Origin of the sequence: Xanthomonas sp. 3058 (assembly GCF_014199765.1) — a bacterium.
GTDB lineage: Bacteria > Pseudomonadota > Gammaproteobacteria > Xanthomonadales > Xanthomonadaceae > Xanthomonas > Xanthomonas campestris_B.
Window position 1 is genome coordinate 39,917 of the sequence record NZ_JACHOF010000026.1, and the last position, 17,947, is coordinate 57,863.

Sequence of the window (17,947 nt, forward strand, 5' to 3'; positions counted from 1 at the left end):
AACACGCACGCAAGACATCACTTATTATGAATAAGCTGCTCCCTACTTCAACCGCCGGTAGCCTGCCCAAGCCTTCCTGGCTCGCACAGCCCGAGAAACTCTGGTCGCCCTGGAAGCTGCAGGACGAGGAACTGATCGAAGGCAAGCAAGACGCGTTGCGTCTGTCGCTGCAGGAACAGCAGCATGCCGGCATCGATATCGTCAGTGACGGCGAACAGACCCGCCAGCATTTCGTCACCACCTTCATCGAGCACCTCAGCGGCGTCGATTTCGAAAAGCGCGAGACCGTCAGGATTCGCGATCGCTATGACGCCAGCGTGCCGACCGTCGTTGGCGAGGTGAGCCGCCCCAAGCCTGTCTTCGTCGACGATGCAAAGTTCTTGCGCCAGCAAACCCGGCAGCCGATCAAATGGGCGCTGCCTGGTCCCATGACGATGATCGACACCCTCTTTGATGCGCACTACAAAAGCCGTGAAAAGCTGGCATGGGAATTTGCCAAGATTCTCAATCAGGAAGCCAAAGAACTCGAAGCGGCCGGCGTGGATATCATCCAGTTCGACGAGCCGGCCTTCAATGTCTTCTTCGACGAGGTCAACGACTGGGGTGTTGCCACCCTTGAACGGGCCATCGAAGGGCTCACCTGCGAGACCGCCGTCCATATCTGCTATGGCTACGGCATCAAGGCCAATACCGACTGGAAGCAGACCCTGGGCTCGGAATGGCGTCAGTACGAAGAGTCGTTCCCCAAGCTGCAGGCATCCACGATCGACATCGTCTCGCTGGAGTGCCACAACTCGCATGTGCCGATCGATCTGATCGAACTCGTCCGCGGCAAGAAGGTGATGGTCGGCGCCATCGACGTGGCAAGCAATACGATCGAAACACCGCAGGAGGTGGCCGAGACGCTGCGCAAGGCACTCCGGTTTGTCGATGCCGACAAGCTCTATCCGTCCACCAACTGCGGGATGGCGCCGCTCGCCCGACACGTCGCACGAGGCAAACTCAGTGCCCTCAGTGCAGGCGCAGACATCATTCGCGCAGAACTGTCGGCGCGGTAGCGCGCTGGTGCCTGCGTAGATCAGCGGCCAAAGGGGGGGCGGCGCACCTCCTATGCTCCTCAGCCGGGTGAGGTCGCCGCCGCCTCGCTACGTTTGAACATGCGCCAATAGCAGGCGGTGAGCAGCGGCACCAGTAACGAGGTGACGATCACCGAGCTGGCCACCAACGCGGTGGCGGCCGGTGCCGCCGCTGCGAACTGCGGCGCCATCGCTGCGATCAATGCCGGTGTGGCCACCGCCGCTCCCGCAGTGCTGGAGGCGGCCAGGCCGGCGGTGCCATTGCCGCCGCCGATCAGGCGGTCGGCCAGGATCAGCGGCACGCCGGTGATCACCACCACCGCGATGCCCAGCAGCACGCCATGCACGCCGGTGGTGGCGATCGTGGTCAGGTCCAGCGTGTTGCCGAGTGCGAAGCCGAAGAATGGCACCAGCGTGTGCGTGGCTTGCGCAAGGAACTGCCGTAGCTCCGCGTCGAGATTCCCAAGCGCAAGGCCTGCCAGCAACGGCAGCACGGCGCCGAGGAACAGGCGCGGTTCGAACGAGGCGGCACCGCTGGCGCCCAGGATCAGCATCGTCACCAAGGGGCCGGATTCCAGCGACATCAGCACCACCGCACCGGCTTCCTCGCGGCTGCCGTATTGCTGCATCAACGAGGCATACAAGCCGCCGTTGGTCATGTCCATGGCCGCCACCAACGCCAGCACCGACAATCCTGCCAGTGGGCCGCTGGGCAGGCCGGCGGGCGGCAGCAGCGATTGACACAGCACCGCCACCAGCCATGCCACGCCGATCTTGGTCAGCACCAGCGTGCCGGACTTGCGCAGGACCTGACCGGTGGCACGTAACTGGATGGTCGCGCCCATGCAAAAGAACCACACCGCCAGAATCGGGATGGTGCCGCTGATCAGGCCGTTGCTGAAGCTTCCCAAGGTGGTGCCGGCAGATGGCCATAGCGTGTGGCATAGCGCACCCAGCAACAGGGGCACCAGCATCATGCCGCCAGGCAGGCGCTCGAGCGTGGCTTTAATGCGCATACAACACCTCGGGGATGAGCGGCCATGCGCGCATGCGTGGTCTACATGTGCGGCAATCGGCCATGACCGCAGCATGCGGCGTCACCCGGCGCGGTACCTGCGCGCGGCGCGAACCGATGCGGCCGCGTGCGAACGGGGTGCATGCTGGCCTGCAGACACACACACGCCGGGCGATGGCCCGGCGTGTGTGTGTCGATCAATCAGGCATCGATGACTCAGTAATTGACCTGCAACTGCAAACGCAGCAGATCGCCTTCGACCACCGGATACGGCGCGGCCGACACATCGGTGCGCTTCATCTTCGAATACGCGAACACCAGTTCCAGCGCATCCATCGGTTGCCATTCGACACCGGCTTCCACTTCGTCCAGACGCATGCGCGGCGCATTGGTGTCGAACTTGGAACCGCCGCGGTAGGTCTGCCACTTCAGGTACGGCAGCAAGGTGCCGTAGCTGCCATCGTGCTTGTACATCGCCTGCACGTAACCGCCGCTCAGCGAACGGGTACGGATGCGGCGCTGCGCGACATCCAGTTCCGGGCCACGGCCCACCGTCCACTCGGCCTGCAGGCCGAACGGCTGCGGGTAGTAAATGATGTGTGCGGCCACGCGTTGATCGGTGTAGCCGTTCGGATCGGTGATGGCCGGGGTGAAGCTGCGGCCATCGATGCTCACCGCCGCCGCGCTGGGCACGAAGCGGCCGCTGTAGGCGTCGGCGCCCACTTCCAGATACTGGCCGTTGGCGAACTTGAACGGGTAGGTGGCGTGCACCACCGCATGCATGCCGTCGTTGCGCTCCGCGCGGTTGGCGCCTTGACCGTTGTAGACGCCCGCGCCCAGCACGCCATAGTCGCCCGAGCCCTTCAGGCCGGATTTGACCAGATCCTGGAAGCGTTCCTTGGCCACGGTCGGGCTGTAATAGAACACCGCACCGATATCGCGTTCGTCGCGCAGGCCGGAGTTGAGCGCGTCGGCGCGATCCAGGGTCAGACGGTTCTGGCTGGATTGCAGGTTTTCCCAACCGTAGGGCATCTTCGACTGGCCGACACGCACGCGGTATTCGCGCTTCTTGTCGAAATAGATATCCGCATACGCATCGCGCAGCTGCGCGAAGTTGGAGGTGGTCGAGCCGGTCGGGGTGCTGGCAAAATCCGGCTGGAAGTACAGCGACACGTGCTCGTTGAGATCGCCGCTCAGCACCAGGCGTGCGCGGCGGATGCCCAGGCTCTGGTCGTTGCCGATGAAGCGGTCGCCCGGCGCGCGCAGATCCCGCGCGTCGCCGCCGACGCCCTGGTTGTAACGGATCTGGGTGTAGCCGCGCAGGCTGAGCTTGTCGTACCACTTCTTGGGGGCATCGCTGGCCTTGGCCGGGGTCGCTGCAGCCGGCATGGGCGCCGGTGCGGCCTGGGCGACGGCGGTCTGCGCCGGGGTTGGTGCGGCGGGCGGCGGCGGCAATGCCGGTGCGGCCGGCAAGGCGGAGGCAGGCAGCTTGCCGTTCTCGTCGACCTGCACGAAGGTGCCCAGCTTGTCGCGGCCCGGTGCCGGCGAAGCGAAGATCTGCTTGGTCTTGCGGTCGACGTACAGCTCCAACTCTGCGGCCAGCATACTGCCGCTGGCAGTGGCGCTGAGGGCGCACAGGACGGTGGCGAGGTTGCGTTTTTTCATTGGTCCGGCTCGTACAAGGGGAAACGGGTCGGCGGCAACGTCAGGCCTGCGTTGTGCGGCAGGGCAGCGGACACGGCGCCGGCGCGCCCGCCAAGGCGCCCGGTCGTCCTGACGGTGCGGCAATGTGTGCAGTTATATTTAGATTTCATGTCAGTTTGGTGACATGCAGGAGCGCTCAGCCGTTGATGCTTGTGTCAACAGCATGTCCGGGCGATGGCAGTTGTGCGACCGCTGCGAGGCGGGCCCATCTGCGCGCAGCCAGTGCGTGCGCAGGCGCGTTTGCGAGGTGGCCGGGCCGCTCGCCCTTTGCGAAGTGTGGCGGCCGTGCCCAGGCGGCCGTTGCGGCGCGCTGGTGCGGTTGCTTGCGATCAGCAACCGCACCCGGGAAGCGACGACGCACGATCACGACGCCATCGCCATCGCCGCACATCGCCCTGCGCAGGTGGCCTGGCGACCGACGCCGGCCTGTACCGGCCTTCGATCGCGCAGCTGTCTGCCGAGCAGGAGCTGCTGGTCTGTCGCCAGGCAGGTGTTTGTTGAGGCAGCTTGGTGGCGGCGCTGTGTGCCGCCGCCGGACTCAGCCTGTCAGTGCTGCCGCCACCGCCTCGTGCAACGGTGTGGTGGGGCGGCCAATCAAACGGCTCAGGGTCTGGCTGTCGTCGAACAGGCTGCCGCCGCGCGAGGAGGCCGAGCACTGCGCCAGCACCTGGGCAAGCGCCGCCGGCAGGCCGATCTGCGCCAGCGCCGCGGCATAGTCGGCCTCGGGCAGATCGTGATACGTCACCGGCGTGCCGGACTGGCGCGCCACTTCTGCGGCGTATTCGGCCATCGTGAAGGCGCGATCGCCTGCCAGTTCGTAGATCCGCCCGGCCTGCGGCGTTTCCGAGGCCAGTACCGCTGCGGCAGCGGCAGCATAGTCGGCCCGCGTGGCCGCACTGATCCTGCCCTCGCCGGCGCTGCCGATCACTGCGCCGTGCGCCACTTCGGCCGCGACCGAGCCGGTGTAGTTCTCGGTATACCAGCCGTTGCGCAGCAGCACATGCGGCACGCCGGTCTCGCGCAGCAGCGCCTCGGTGACCACATGCTCCGAGGCCAGCGACAGCGTGCTGGTGTCGGCGTGCAGCACGCTCGTATAGGCCAGCAATTCCACGCCGGCGCGCTTGGCCGCTTCGATCACGTTGCGATGCTGTGGCACGCGTTCGCCCACTGCATTGGACGACACCAAGAGCACCCGGTCCACGCCTGCAAAGGCCTGATCCAGGCTGAGCGGGTCTGCATAATCGGCGCGGCGCATACTGATGTCGCGTTTTGCGAACCGCGCGAGTGACGCAGTGTCGCGGGCCGTTGCTACGATGCGGGCGGCTGGCACACGCTCCAGTAGCGCTTCGACCACCAAGGTGCCCAGCTGCCCGCTGGCGCCGGTGACGAGGATCAGGGGAGACGTGTTTGCCATGATGAGCTCCAAGAGGTATCGATAAGAGGTCTGGTCTACAGTAGAGACTACTGATACCAAAATTTTCTCAGGGCCCTTCGATCCTCCGCAAGGAGGCAGTTTTCCACTCCCTGGTTACCGTGAGATACCCCCAGTGAACGCAATTGCTCTGTTTCCAGCGCCACCGTCCCTGCAAGGTATGCCGTTTGACGCCACCAAGTGCCCGGTGCGCGACGTGCTCGATCAGATCGGCGACAAATGGACCATGCTGATCCTGCTGACGCTGATCCCCGGCCCGTCCCGCTTCAGCGCCATCCAGCGCGCCGTGCCGGATATTTCCAAGCGGATGCTGACCCAGACCCTGCGCAACCTTGAGCGCAACGGCATGATTACCCGCAAGGTCTACGCGACCAAGCCGCCAAGCGTGGAATACGCGCTGTCCAAGCTCGGTGTCGCGTTGCTCGTGCCGGTCTACCAGCTGCTGAACTGGGCCACCGAGAATCACGCGACGGTCCGCGCCGCGCGTGAGCGCTACGACCGCGCGCAGGAGAGCATTGGTTCACTGCAGGCAGACGAAGCACTGGCCTAGCGGTGGTGAAGTCTGGCGCGCGCCAGGCGGCGCGGCCGGATCGCTCGGCTTGGTTGTGGGCTTGGTCAATCGCACTGAACATGCACGGCCTGGTGCGTGCTACTGCGCCAGCGACGCCTGTGCACGCGCGTCGCTTGGCGGTCGGCGGCGCTCCTTGGGATGATTGCGTTGCTGGGCAGCGCACGCTCCAGTGGCTGCGGCCAGCTCACCAACCGATCTCTGCGTCGGTTGCCGGCGCGCCGTATTGCACCAGCGGGAGCTTGCCCGACGGGCCTGCTGCAAGTGCTTCGATCGACTGGCCCAAGCGCGTCAGCCCCGCATGGCGGCATGCGTAATCGCTGGCGAGCGCAGTGCCCCAGGCGGCGGCCAGTTCCGCGTGCGGTGCAACGATTTCGATGCAGGCAGGCCACTCGTGATCCTGCTCGCACTGATCGACAGCGTTATCGCGAAACCACACGGTGTACAGATAGGCAGGCATCCCGTTGCGTCCTCATGGTCGATGTTGCGTGTTGCCGCGACAGCGTTGCCGGCATGGAGGACATTCAGTTCCTTGCCACGGGAAACGCATCGCCCAAGGTCTCTAGCCGCCTTGTGTCGCTGTAGGCACAGATGGTCTTGCCCGATCCTGCATGACGCCCTTCGCAGGTGGCGAAAAGGAACTCACAGCCAGCGTTGGACACGCTTGCAGAACTGCGCATAGCTGTCCTGAAAACGCGCCGCCAGTAGCCGCTCTTCCGGCATGATCTGAAATCGCGTCACGTACAGTACAAACGCCGGGACTGCGAGCAACGCTATCGGGTTCTGCAGATAAAGTGCCCAACCCAGCAAAATGGCAGCATGACCGACATACATCGGGTTACGTGTATAGCGATACGCGCCGCTGGTGATGAGCTGCGTAGCCTGTGCTGGCCTGAGTGGATTGACGGTCGTCCCGGCACGCCTGAACGCGCGCTTGGGAAGGCCATTGAGCGCAGCGCCGCCACACGCACATGCGATTGCAGCGGGTGTGCTGAGCGGCAGCGGGCATGCAAATGCCGGTGTCGAGCGTGCCACTGAAAAAGCGGCAATACCGAGCAAGATCATCACGATCGGGGGCGGGATTCTTGTCTAAAGCCACTGCACTGCACGCTTGTCCATGGTTGATCGCCAATCCCACGAGTCTGCAGCACGGCAGCGGCCGGACCTGAGGACATCGCGCGGATCAATGCGTTAGCTGACGCTCACTGCCAGCGTTCGCCGGCGACTGACGCAGCTCGCGGAGCTTGCCGGTGAACCATGCCTGGCTCGCCACCGCTGCGCCAGTACCGCAGCGGACCTGATAGGGATTGCCGGACATGCTGCTCTTGGTGGCGGCAAGTTCGATGAACGATTCCGTGGACGTCACCAGTCCCTTTTTCTGCAAGTAGTCGTACTTGCGCTGCAGGTGCTCGCTGGCCTTTGCTGCGGCGTACCACGCGCCATTGCGGGAAAACTGGCAATTGGATCGTTCCAGCACCTTGAACAGCTGACCGATCTCGCGTGCGGTGGTCGGCGTGACCGCTTGCGCCGGTGCACAGGCGCCCAGCAGCAGTGCAACGAGAAAAAATTTGGCGTTCATCGATCGGATGATAGCGGACTGCCGCCAGTTGCCGATCGTTAGCAAGGCCGCCAACAACGATCACCTGCGCCGTCACTATGGACAGCATCTCATCGCGATCACAAGGCGACCGGTCCGTGCGCTCTAGTCAAGCGCGCCGCCGCGCAGCAGGCCCGCCGCACGCTGCAAGCCTCACAGCGCGCCGTGCCGCCGAGCTGACGCGATGCCCAGCACGACGCCGAGTGACAGACCCAGGGTGATGCCCTGCGGCATGTTGCCGAGCACCATTCCGAGCGACGCGCCAACACCCGCGCCGATGGCAAGGCTGGTGCCGACCAGCTTGGAATAGAGCTTGGTGTTTGCAGGCTTCAACATACGCACTCCTTCAACGGATGACCCACTCAAACCGCCTCATCTGGCGTTCTTGCTGCATCGCGCGGGCCGTGCGGCGACACGATGCCGCGACCGATTTTAATGACCAGGCCACATGTTGCAAGTTATGACCCGCGTTACGTCCCGACCCACCACGACCGTCGTCTGCCGACAGCACGCCGCATTTCCATGCGCAGCGTTGCGCACGGATGCCAGATGTTTTCCGCACAGGACCTCCAAACCGTTGACGCAACGACGGCATGCGGGCACACACGGCCGAGCATGCATGCCACGGATCGGAGTCGATTCCGCAACTGGTGCGCAGCGTAGGAATCGAACTGTCCGGCAACGGTGCGCGCTCAGTTGACGTGGCGTCACTGTTGCCAGAGCGCGGGGTTACGCGCCTGCCTGCTCGTATCGCAGCAAGGTCGCGCCATCAAAATAGTTTCCGTAATATTCCCCTGCACGCAATCCAGGGTTGGCCACGAAGTCGATGTAGGGCGCGGAGCAGTGCGGACAGCGGAAAGGGTTGAGATACGCATAGGCCGACCCATCCGGCGCCAGTGGTAGCGCTGCTTCCAAGGCGGCGAGTTCCTTCGCATCGGGCTCCGATAGCGCTGCAGGGCTTCCGGGGATATGGCTATCGACGGTGATCGTGTACTTGCCGGAGGCCGAGTAAAAATAGCCTGCATCGCTGAAGCCCGCGTGGTAAGAACGAATGCGGAACGATCGCCTGCAAATATCGCACTCGCAGGAAAGGATGACATTCCCGCTGGTCACCATGCCGCTGAAGTGTAGCCCTCTGCTAAACAGCCCCTTGCCGGCTAGCGCTGTATTCCTGACCGCGGCACCCGGCAGAAAGAACGGCTGAAACCTGATTCCCGACACCTTGCCCGCAGCAAACTCATCCGGGTCACGCTGCTCGGATTGAGAGATAACGCAATCCGCCTGACAGCCAAGATTGGGATGCACCCGGATGGAAAAGTGAAACCATCCCGACGCCTCACCAAGATCATGTGCATGGATGTCTCCAGTCGCGTCGATGAACTCCAGGGTGCGGTTGGCAGCCAATCGCGCGGAGGGCGTCATTTCGCACGGAAGATCCTGCGCCGTGATGCTGCACAGCGCTTGCCCATCAGCCCGGACGATCAATAACGGTGCGGCTTTCTTCCTGAAGAAGGAGAACATGACGTTCCTGTCTGCAATGGATAAGGGATGGGTCGATCGGCAGATGGCGGTGCAATGCGGCTGCGCAATCGAATCATAAGGATTGCAGGAGACCTGCAGTGCGGAGATGAAGGAAGAAACCAGCCAACGTGTCGGGCGACTCAATCCATGCAGCAGGGGCAAACGCTGCAATGCAGGCCACGGCGATGCAATACAGCGGTGCCACGCACTGGTCGAGGATGGCAGGGTGGCAAGCATTGGACATGCTGCATCGCGTACTTCCAGGCGACGCAGGACCGGAGACATTGGTTGCTCGCCATGCTTGCAGTATCGCCATCAATGCCAGGTCGCTGCGTTCCCGCTTTGCTAGGATTTCGCCATCGCGCGGCCGCGCGTGACGCTTTCCTTCTTGTACGCCATGCCGACACTCCCGGGAGCGGTCAGCGCGAAGCCGAAGTGTTGATAGAGCTTGTACGCCTGACCATCGGCGATCAGGCTGACATATGCAGAGTCGGGGACTTCCCGCTCGATGTAGTGCTGGATCTCCTGCATCACGGCTTTGCCCAGTCCACGCCCTTGAAATGCCGGAAGAACTGCGATGTCCACGACCTGATAGAAGCAGCCCCCGTCACCGATGACACGCCCCATCGCAACCGGCTCGCCATCGCAAAGCACCTGGACGCTGAAGAGCGAATTGGGTAAGCCGCGTTCGGCGGCCTCCATCGACTTCGGGCTCAGACCACTGGCCTGCCGAAGATGCCGATACGTTTCAATCGTCGGCGTTTGATGCACGAGCTGATAAGGAAATAATTCAGTCATCACAAGGTCTTCTGCAATGTCGACACAGTAGTTGACGCGAGGATTGGTATGCGAGCCGCCCCATGGCAGTGTCAACGCTCAAACGGCGCAGCCGATGCTTCACGACGTTTCTTCTTGACCACAACCGTGCCGGCGATATGGTCGTGCCAGCCTTGCTTCCTAGGATCGAAGCTGACCCAGAGACACCCAATGAAAAATGCGGCCGTGCTGATGAAGTAAGCGAGATAGCGAACGATCGCTCTACCCAAGGTGATGTTCTCACCGGTACGAGCATTGACGATGCGGGCGCCGAACACCATTTTTCCTGGTGTTTGACCGCGAACCACCCAGAGCCAGCAGGAAATGATGGCTGGTAGAACCCAGCTGACGATGACGTCGGCTGGGCCTTCAATGAAGCTGTCGCTGGTCCAGTAAGATTCACCGTAGATAAGGGTGAGCAATGGAAGCGTGATCAGGCAAAAAAGCAATCCGTCGATGATCGCTGCGCCCACGCGAGGCCAGAATCCAACGTACTCCATGTCTTGATGCGTCATGTGCTGTCTCGTATTGAAGCGTGCTGGTACACCAGCAATGGAAGGGCCGTACGGTTTGTCGGCCGGCAATGTTACACGGCCCAGGCCTGCTGCCCGATTCGCTCACAGAAAACGTCGAACCATCTTCGGATTGATATGGGGCGGAGGTCAGTCAGTAACGCGGCAGTTGCAACGACTGCAGGGCAAGGCCGATTGATTCTTTCGCACGCGTGCTGATGGCAGGCATTGCCGCGAATCGCTGCGCCACAACAATGATCCTATCTCTGCCCGGCCATGGGGATGCGCCAGGCGCGGACTCTCTTCGCTTTGGCACAGCGCCAGGAACGTACCGTCATCAAGGTCACCCCTCGCCGTTCTGTGTGCCAGATACCGGTACTTGTGTGGAACGACCATGTTTCATGCGGCGTGCCTCGTGCGCTAGCCACAGCCACATCGCAAGGGCGAAGACGTTGATGCCGATAGCGATGGCTGCGGACGGCTCGTCGAGCGAGTAGGAGAAGCTGCTACCCAGCATAAAATTCACGCGGGTCTCTATCGGTGCGAACTGAAGTGTGGCGGTCAGGTGAAAGCCGCTGGAAAAAAAATAGCTAAATACAGGGCTGGTAAACGACGGTACCTGAATCAGCCAAAATTTGGCGTTGGAACGCTCCGCACCGGGCTGGCCTTCAAGCAACCTGGAGCCGCACCAGATTCCCCAGGCATAAAGCAGGATGAAGGCCAGCGAAAAGACCCACTCCAGTGGTTTGCGCTGCTGCACCAGCACCGTAGATATGACCACTATCCCAAGAGCGCCGCCACCAATCGCCAGAATTCCTGCAACCCGTCGCTTCCAGATCTGCATGTTGTTCCCTCATGTGTGATTGACGCCGGCATTGGACGGGAATCTACCATGAGTGCTAACGCTTGGGCTCGGTTGCTTCCAAAGGACGTTTGCTGGAGCACTCGATGTGGGGCTCGAAGGTCTTGAGCATTGCCGGAAGCTCGTACTCGTTCAAGTGAGCGCGGTATTTATGGAAAAGTGCCGACAGACGCAAGTGATTCGGACCTACGACATCCATGCCTCGATCATCGTACGGCCATACCAGCAAGCGTTCCTGCAAGTTGAAAAGATAGATGTTGCAGGACGTCCGTGGCCGAATCGACCCGCAATCCACCGCCATAGAGCACCACAGGAAATGTGGAAGCAATGATAAGGGAGCGGCGAACGCCAGGTGTATTAACCATCCGTCGCCGCCGTCTTCGAGCTCCCTTTCCGTCGGGGCAGGACTACACCAAATGCTCCTCTCAGGCGGAATGTCAATGTCTGCCTCCAGCATTTCCCTGATGTGCTTACGGTGGGCGAAGTGACTCCTCTCTGCATGAACTTGCAGACAGACAACAAGCGAGCCTCCAATGGGAAATATCTCATCGCAAATCATTTGCGATTTCTGGAGCGCAACGACGAATCGCCTAATAGGCGAGCATCCATCCGATAACGCAAAGCGCAAGCCACCAGGATGGGAGTGGAAAAGCGGCCGTGCAAAAGCCCTGCCCCCGAAGGCTGCCTCAATTGCGTTCCTTAAATGCATGTGACCTCTATTGGCTGAGCGACGCCGCGCGGCGAGACCGGCGTCGACTTGGATGAATGCTTAGCCGCTCAGATCGACCGGCCGCAGCTGGTCCGCAAGCGAGCGTGTCTTGTCTATGGCGAGATCGCCGGTATGGAGGGTTGACTTACGCTCAATGAGCATGATGTGGCACTCTTCATCGGCCACAGGGTTATGTCGTACGCCTTTGGGGACGACAAACATCTCGCCCTCGTTGAGGTCAACCGCACGGTCCTCCAACTCGATGCGGAGGCGACCCTTGAGAACGAGGAATAGCTCATCCTCGTTCTCGTGGCTATGCCAGGCCAACGCGCCCTGGACTTTAGCGACCTTGATGTACGCGTCGTCGACTTCGGCGATCACGCGAGGCGACCATAGTTCGGTGAGCGTGCTCACGACATTTCTTGGAGAGACTGCATTGACCATCTGTGTTCCTGCCGTATAGCGTCTGAGTCAAGCCGACCAGCCAGGCAAGTTCGGCTTCAGTGGATTTCAGACAGCATGCTGGGACTCTGCACGATGATATGCAACTTTCTTGGCCCCAAAGCCGTGACGGGAGTGGGCTGGAAACATGTTGCTCGTCTAGCGTTCTGGACTCGACAAGTCTGCATCACTCCGTCTCCGTACGCGAGCGGCTCACCTTGGCCGAATCCGATGGAGCCGTCTTACTCGAAGCGGCGCCGGATCAGCTGTCCCTTGCCATCAGCCGCGACGATGCTTGGCGAAGCTGTGGATAGACCTTGCCAGGCAAGCGACATTGAAGTGAACGTAACAATGCTCGATGTGCGAAAAATGCGACCCATTTAGTCCAGGGTCCAAGATGGGTTGCTGGCGAAGCCAGTTCGCCGTTGCTGATGTGTCAGGCGGCATTGTGCGCCATTGCATGCAAGCGGAACATCAGAAAATCCAGGCGATGCTTGCACGTTGCACAATAAAAATCCTGCGTGATACTCGGGTTATCTACCTCGCGTAATAACGTGAGCGGATAGATCGGAAGCGGGCCGTCAGGCAGACCCCAATAGTCCGGATAATACGACCCAAAGTCGGCATCACAAAAATCGCATAGGACAATCTCTCGATCCCAGAGCTCAAAGACGTTGTACTCGTGCTCTTTGCGGGAGAAGTGCTCCAACTCTTGGGTCGCATGCCCGCAATCGAAGCAGGGCGCCACGTCGATCGCTTCAAGGGTGGACGAGCAAAATGGGCAATTTTTCATGGTGCCTAACGTTTGAATTAAGCCGCCCCGCGAAACGCCGTCGGCTTGAATGAATTGTTAGACCGCATCAACCGTCCAAACCTCGACCAAGTCGCCGTCGACAAAGCCGACACATACTGCGGTCGCGATGCGAAGCACGCTTGCCTGTGAGGTAGATGAGTTCTCAATGAAAGATCTCACCTCTTTACTCACGTAAGCCACCGCTTGTTCCCACTCGGTTCCCGCGACAGAGCGTGCGAGTACGAACTCGAGTGGCTGCGATGACCATAACTCAGGTGGGCAAGCTCACTCAGGATCATCTTGGTCGTAAGTGCCAGCTCCAATCAATTCTACGATCCAGTCGCCGCATTCCGCCAGGTTGAAGTTGTAAGCCACGACTCAATCGGGAGTGCTGGATGGTACGGCTTGGTGGAGCCAGGTGGAGAAGGACAAAGTTCGGGATTCTGTCATGCGGCCTAACGCCTGAATTAAGCCGTCCCACAGCAGGGCGGCGACTGGCTGCAAATATAGCCGAAGACGGGCACTTAGGCGACACCCTGACGTGGGTCGGGCTTGAATGAATGGTTAGGCCGCAAGGCGATATGGGTACAGCAAAAAGAGACCAGATGATATTTGCTCAATTGACTGCTCCGTATCTGCGATCAGATTTGGATCATCAGCAGATTCGAACTGACGGATGATGTCGGCCAATTGAAGCCATTGGCCAAAATTTATCCCGAGAATTTGAGGTGTTGCATCCAGTCCGGAATCATGATCCAAAAAAGCAATGTGCTGATCGCTGCCGGTAGAGATAAGCCAAGCGTCTCCCGTGCCAGATGTTGCAAAGACCCACCAATCTTTACCAAGTCCTGCCAGGGGTGCATCACGGCCTTCTGTCTCATTCTTGGCAGAGAGAGAGTCAAGAAGAACGAAGTCTCCTGCAATCTCAATGAATGGAAGGCGGTGATCCTGGCTTAAATGAGGCAACTCAGACGCTGAAAGTAGCTCAAGTGCGATTGTCCGAGGATTGCGTAGTTCTAACATTGCGGTCTAACCTACGAAATAAGCCGACTGGCGGAGCCAGTTCGGCTTGAATGAATTGGTAAGTGGGGATGTACTGACACGCCCACCACTTGAGCCAAGTGCTACAACGCCGCAGTTTTTGGCTTGCCCGGGACGCCATGGCACGTGGTGCCAACCAATCCAGGACAACGGCAGACCCAGCGCTCCCGAGGCCGACGCGTACGCTGCAAGTGCAGCCATAGCAACACCGCCATCGGCGCCGACCCTGGACGACTCCGCAAACTCCCCGAAGTGGAAACCATACGAATCCATCCGAAACACCACCTAGAACCTAAATTAAGCTGACTGGCGAAGCGGGTTCGGCTTGAATGAATTGTTAGGCCGCACTAGCTGTACTCTCTAACATGTGGAGGCTGCGCTGAGATCACAGACACGCACAGGCACTCAGAAACGATCAACCACTCCTGCATCTGATCGAGTGCAGACGTTACGTGCAAGTAGTGCCCGGCTGCTCGATCGCGCCAGCCACCTGAGACGACCCTGTATAAGAAATGTTTGCTCTTGAGCGGAGCGTGCCAATACTCAAGCATGTCTCCTTCATCCATGACCTGGAAGGCGCGGGCGAAAGAGAAATGGACCTCAGCGTATCGATCAATGCCTACAGGAGCAGAAAGCACCACTCGCAACCCTGAGCTGGTGTTGGTGATCTCGCTCACGTCGGAGCCGTCGTACCATTCGATCTCTTTGCCGACAGATTCTAGGAGAGTTTGCATGCGGCCTAACGCCTGAGTTAAGCCGACCCGCGAAGGGAGTTCGGCTTGAATGAATTATTAGTTGGCAACCGCCGAGAGTAGAAGCATGACTTGCCAGATGAGAAGTAGCACTGTGGGGTAGAAAGTAAGTGCGAAGCCAAGTGCACGAGCGCGTGCGCCACCACTATAGGAGGCAAAGAATGTCAGCCTACCCAGCAAGAAGGCACAAGCGCACGCGGGAGCTGCGGCTTGAATGCTGGGGCGAGTACTGAACAGGGCAGCGACGTAAACGGGGAGTGCCAACGCCAGCTGTTCCGTTGTATTTTGCAGTAGAGATTCTAACGTTCTGGCTCGGTCAGTCCCGACGCTCAATGCGCTGCCGTCAATGTCAGCAGGTGTGAAGAAGCGATGTTTGGCCATACGAGCAATAGCGACGCACATTGCTGTGGCGGGCAACAACAGGCTGATTGCAATGCGATCTACAGCGTCCCATCCCAAAAACGCCCTTGATGCCAAGAAAACAACCAGCAAAGAGGCGATGAGGCCTGAAGCCATGCCAAGGGCGACTCCGCGCTGCTTTTCGTCCAGGTGCACTATGAGCTCCTTTGCCGGCTAACGCCTGAATTAAGCCGACTTGCGTAGCGGAGCCAAACACATGGCAAGCTCTTTCTGCAATGTGTTTGGTGTAGCGAAGCAAGTTCCGCTTGAACGAATTGTTAGGCGGCTGTGCGCCATTACTGCAAGCCTGCACTGGGAGGCCCGACAAGAGACTCTACGCCTTCCTCGCGAACTGTCCGCAACGCCTCATCCAACGCGGCTTGGTCTGTAGAAAAAAGATCGTCCCAAACCGTCGAATTGTTGGAGGCATCAACAGCCTCGAGTGTCCAGTCGCTATTCTCGCCGCGGTAGATCTCGATGCGAACAGTGTGCCCTTTGTCAGTGATCGATCGGCAGAGCGGGGACATTACGAGTTGGTAGTCGTCTTCCATTGCTTTTTTCTCAAGTTTGCGATGTTGTAGGTCAGCCGCCTAACGCCTGAATTAAGCCGAACCGCCAAGCGGGTTCGGCTTGAATGAATTGTTAGGCAGTGAGCAAGGAAATCCCACTAGCTGCGATTCTTTATTCATCGGTGGAGCTGGTAATCAAAAGCTCGAGGGCATTGCCGTTGATGTCTACGAAGAGCCGGCTGCCATCCTTGAATCGGATCCCTACCTCGCCTGGTTGGTGGCGCCAGACAGTCTCGACCATTTTTCCACTTAGCAGCTCAGTGGCCCGTTTGGCTTCCTCTTCAAGCGTCATAAACTTTTCCCTTGCAGCCTAACACCTAAGCTCAGTTGCCGCCGGAGCAGCCGAAGGCAGCCGAAGCGCGGAGCGCTTTGGGCAGTCAACTGCAGCGATTTGTCGGGCACCCAAGGCAACCTCAGTAAACTGTTCGAGTCACCATGAAGTTGTGAAACATGCCCGAAAATAGAATCATTTATCCAAGGACGGCGGTTGCATGAGTTCAAGTGCTGTTCCTGACGGACCTACGATATACATCACATGAGTACCAGCACGCGAGCCTTCTTCGATCTTCTGGGGTTTACCTTGAGCTTTCCAGCCATAATAACCGACCTTTTCGATCACTGCCTCAATGTTGCTTACTTGAATGGCCAAGTGAAGTATCCCGGCACTGTAAGGCCTGGAGGGAACCTCCGTGCGCTTTGTAACATCGTCGTACTCTAGCAATTCGATTTTTTGGCCGGCGAGCTCAACTATTGCCATTTTTACGGTTGCATTCTTGGCGCCGGTCACCTGCGTCAGGAAGTCGCCAGCCATTTCCCCGGTGCGGATAAGTTCAGCGCCCAAGGCTTCGGTCCAAAACAGTATGGCATCGTCGAGAGATGGCACTGAAATGCCTACGTGGTCTGAACGATAGACCTCAAAATTTAGTGACGATGTCATTGATCACCTTGAAATTACGAAAGTTAACTATTGATTGACTTGCCGCACTAAACGACAGTGCCTAACGCCTGAATTAAGCCGAGTTGCGAAGCGACTTCGGCTTGAATGAGTTGTTAGGCAGTGAGTGGCCGCGAAGGTTGGATGGTGCAACCATGCTCCCCAGCACTGCTCGCCTGAGCCGAGTGTGCCACAGCTTGTGGGATGAAGCTTGCGCCGCAATGCCACGGGACCTGTTGGCTCCGAAGCCAGGCGCAATGAGTGCCGCGCGGCAGTGACGCGAAATGACGAAGCGGCGGACTGCCCGATGCCAGTTACGGTGAGAACCACTGTCCGGAGCCGACTGCGTGCGCGCCAATGAACTGGTCGAAGATGCGAGCACCGATGCTGTTGCTCCACCACGGCCTAACGCTTGAATTAAGCCGAGTTGCGAAGCAACTTCGGCTTGAATGAGTTGTTAGGCAGTGAGTGGCCGCGAAGGTTGGATGGTGCAACCATGCTCCCCAGCACTACCGCCTTGACCGAGTTTGCCACAGCTTGCGGGATGGAGCTTGCCCAGCGATGCAGTGGCGCGTGATCCCACCGAAGCCAACTGCACCGAGCGCAGCGCGGGAACGACGTGCCAAGGCGAAGCACCGAACTTACCGCAATAAGCAACGGTGATGACTGCTGTCCGGAGCCAACCGCATGCATGCCTGCGAACTCACCGAAGCGGCAACCACCAACGCATTTGCTCCACCACGGCCTAACACCTGAGTTAAGCCGCGCCGTGAAGCGGCGTCGGCTTGAATGAATAGTTAGCCACCTGGCCGCATCACCGGACAAGCCCCCACTAGCGCGTTCGACACGAGAACATTCATGGGGTCTTTCCAGACATCTTTGTTGGTCAGCACATGCTTATCAACAACGTCTCGCAATGCCTCGCTGCTCATTTCAGAAGTACATGCATGAACCTTCTGCACCTCTTCCTTAGATGCTCCGTAGAATCCAGAGCTCAGCAGCCCGTCTACAACGCCCATTACATAGGCTGATCGAGTGGCAGGTGACTGCGTCACATACGTCTCGCCTTTCAAGTACCCATCATAGACGTGCACCGACTGCGCAGAACTAGGGAACCTCTGAACAACGCACCACAGATACGCGACACTACCCGCCTGATGTTGAGGAGTGATCCATGCAACTGACGTTCGGTGACGCTGAGGGCCT

22 protein-coding genes are annotated in these 17,947 nt (G+C 59.6%); 2 read left to right on the forward strand and 20 right to left on the reverse strand.

The annotated features are described in order from the left end of the window. Positions 1–26 precede the first annotated feature (26 nt). The gene (locus tag GGR61_RS19505; RefSeq protein ID WP_184409322.1) at positions 27–1,058 is read left to right on the forward strand and encodes a methionine synthase; all 1,032 of its coding nucleotides are present in this window, start codon (positions 27–29) and stop codon (positions 1,056–1,058) included. A 59-nt stretch (positions 1,059–1,117) separates the two neighbouring features. On the opposite strand, the gene kdgT is transcribed toward GGR61_RS19505, so the two are convergent. The 3 genes from kdgT to GGR61_RS19520 form a co-directional block, all read right to left on the reverse strand. Then, positions 1,118–2,092 carry a 2-keto-3-deoxygluconate transporter gene (kdgT, locus tag GGR61_RS19510; RefSeq protein ID WP_184623467.1) on the reverse strand — a complete coding sequence of 325 codons (975 nt, stop codon included), beginning with the start codon at positions 2,090–2,092 and terminating at the stop codon, positions 1,118–1,120. A gap of 215 nt (positions 2,093–2,307) precedes the next feature. Next, the gene (locus GGR61_RS19515; protein ID WP_184623469.1) at positions 2,308–3,756 is read right to left on the reverse strand and encodes an OprO/OprP family phosphate-selective porin; all 1,449 of its coding nucleotides are present in this window, start codon (positions 3,754–3,756) and stop codon (positions 2,308–2,310) included. Between the two features lie 577 nt (positions 3,757–4,333). Further along, a complete protein-coding gene (locus GGR61_RS19520) occupies positions 4,334–5,209 on the reverse strand; it encodes an SDR family oxidoreductase (protein WP_184409319.1) in 876 nt (291 codons plus the stop codon). 133 nt (positions 5,210–5,342) lie between these two features. Between GGR61_RS19520 and GGR61_RS19525 the strand changes: the two genes are divergently transcribed. Continuing rightward, positions 5,343–5,777 carry a helix-turn-helix domain-containing protein gene (locus tag GGR61_RS19525; RefSeq protein ID WP_184409318.1) on the forward strand — a complete coding sequence of 145 codons (435 nt, stop codon included), beginning with the start codon at positions 5,343–5,345 and terminating at the stop codon, positions 5,775–5,777. A 205-nt stretch (positions 5,778–5,982) separates the two neighbouring features. On the opposite strand, the gene GGR61_RS19530 is transcribed toward GGR61_RS19525, so the two are convergent. The 17 genes from GGR61_RS19530 to GGR61_RS20985 form a co-directional block, all read right to left on the reverse strand. Beyond that, positions 5,983–6,255 carry a hypothetical protein gene (locus GGR61_RS19530; protein WP_184623471.1) on the reverse strand — a complete coding sequence of 91 codons (273 nt, stop codon included), beginning with the start codon at positions 6,253–6,255 and terminating at the stop codon, positions 5,983–5,985. Between the two features lie 182 nt (positions 6,256–6,437). Continuing rightward, positions 6,438–6,860, reverse strand: coding sequence for an isoprenylcysteine carboxylmethyltransferase family protein (locus GGR61_RS19535; protein WP_260289044.1), 423 nt, complete (start codon positions 6,858–6,860; stop codon positions 6,438–6,440). A 118-nt stretch (positions 6,861–6,978) separates the two neighbouring features. Further along, positions 6,979–7,431, reverse strand: coding sequence for a YfeK family protein (locus GGR61_RS19540; RefSeq protein WP_260289045.1), 453 nt, complete (start codon positions 7,429–7,431; stop codon positions 6,979–6,981). A 114-nt stretch (positions 7,432–7,545) separates the two neighbouring features. Continuing rightward, on the reverse strand, positions 7,546–7,728 hold the full coding sequence (locus GGR61_RS19545; RefSeq protein WP_184409316.1) for a hypothetical protein: 183 nt from the start codon (positions 7,726–7,728) through the stop codon (positions 7,546–7,548). A 393-nt stretch (positions 7,729–8,121) separates the two neighbouring features. Next, complete coding sequence (locus tag GGR61_RS19550; protein ID WP_260289046.1) at positions 8,122–9,150, reverse strand: hypothetical protein; 1,029 nt, start codon at positions 9,148–9,150, stop codon at positions 8,122–8,124. Positions 9,151–9,258: 108 nt separating this feature from the next. Beyond that, the gene (locus GGR61_RS19555; protein ID WP_184623473.1) at positions 9,259–9,711 is read right to left on the reverse strand and encodes a GNAT family N-acetyltransferase; all 453 of its coding nucleotides are present in this window, start codon (positions 9,709–9,711) and stop codon (positions 9,259–9,261) included. 71 nt (positions 9,712–9,782) lie between these two features. Further along, positions 9,783–10,244, reverse strand: coding sequence for an RDD family protein (locus GGR61_RS19560; protein WP_184623475.1), 462 nt, complete (start codon positions 10,242–10,244; stop codon positions 9,783–9,785). A gap of 340 nt (positions 10,245–10,584) precedes the next feature. Beyond that, the gene (locus tag GGR61_RS19565; RefSeq protein WP_184623477.1) at positions 10,585–11,085 is read right to left on the reverse strand and encodes a hypothetical protein; all 501 of its coding nucleotides are present in this window, start codon (positions 11,083–11,085) and stop codon (positions 10,585–10,587) included. Positions 11,086–11,872: 787 nt separating this feature from the next. Next, on the reverse strand, positions 11,873–12,226 hold the full coding sequence (locus tag GGR61_RS19575; RefSeq protein ID WP_326520645.1) for a cupin domain-containing protein: 354 nt from the start codon (positions 12,224–12,226) through the stop codon (positions 11,873–11,875). Between the two features lie 463 nt (positions 12,227–12,689). Continuing rightward, positions 12,690–13,046, reverse strand: coding sequence for a hypothetical protein (locus GGR61_RS19580; RefSeq protein ID WP_184409309.1), 357 nt, complete (start codon positions 13,044–13,046; stop codon positions 12,690–12,692). A gap of 564 nt (positions 13,047–13,610) precedes the next feature. Further along, positions 13,611–14,069, reverse strand: a complete 459-nt coding sequence (locus tag GGR61_RS19585) for a hypothetical protein (RefSeq protein ID WP_184623482.1) — start codon at positions 14,067–14,069, stop codon at positions 13,611–13,613. A gap of 365 nt (positions 14,070–14,434) precedes the next feature. Continuing rightward, a complete protein-coding gene (locus GGR61_RS19590) occupies positions 14,435–14,821 on the reverse strand; it encodes a hypothetical protein (RefSeq protein WP_184623484.1) in 387 nt (128 codons plus the stop codon). Positions 14,822–14,878: 57 nt separating this feature from the next. After that, entirely contained in the window at positions 14,879–15,241 is a 363-nt protein-coding gene (locus GGR61_RS19595; RefSeq protein ID WP_260289049.1) for an MAPEG family protein, read from the reverse strand. Between the two features lie 293 nt (positions 15,242–15,534). Then, a complete protein-coding gene (locus GGR61_RS19600) occupies positions 15,535–15,789 on the reverse strand; it encodes a hypothetical protein (RefSeq protein ID WP_184623486.1) in 255 nt (84 codons plus the stop codon). Between the two features lie 130 nt (positions 15,790–15,919). Continuing rightward, the gene (locus tag GGR61_RS19605) at positions 15,920–16,099 is read right to left on the reverse strand and encodes a hypothetical protein (protein WP_184409305.1); all 180 of its coding nucleotides are present in this window, start codon (positions 16,097–16,099) and stop codon (positions 15,920–15,922) included. 174 nt (positions 16,100–16,273) lie between these two features. After that, complete coding sequence (locus tag GGR61_RS19610) at positions 16,274–16,744, reverse strand: VOC family protein (RefSeq protein ID WP_184623494.1); 471 nt, start codon at positions 16,742–16,744, stop codon at positions 16,274–16,276. A gap of 794 nt (positions 16,745–17,538) precedes the next feature. Continuing rightward, positions 17,539–17,947, reverse strand: a 409-nt coding sequence (locus GGR61_RS20985; protein WP_221237463.1) for a hypothetical protein, incomplete at its 5' end; no start/stop codon positions are given.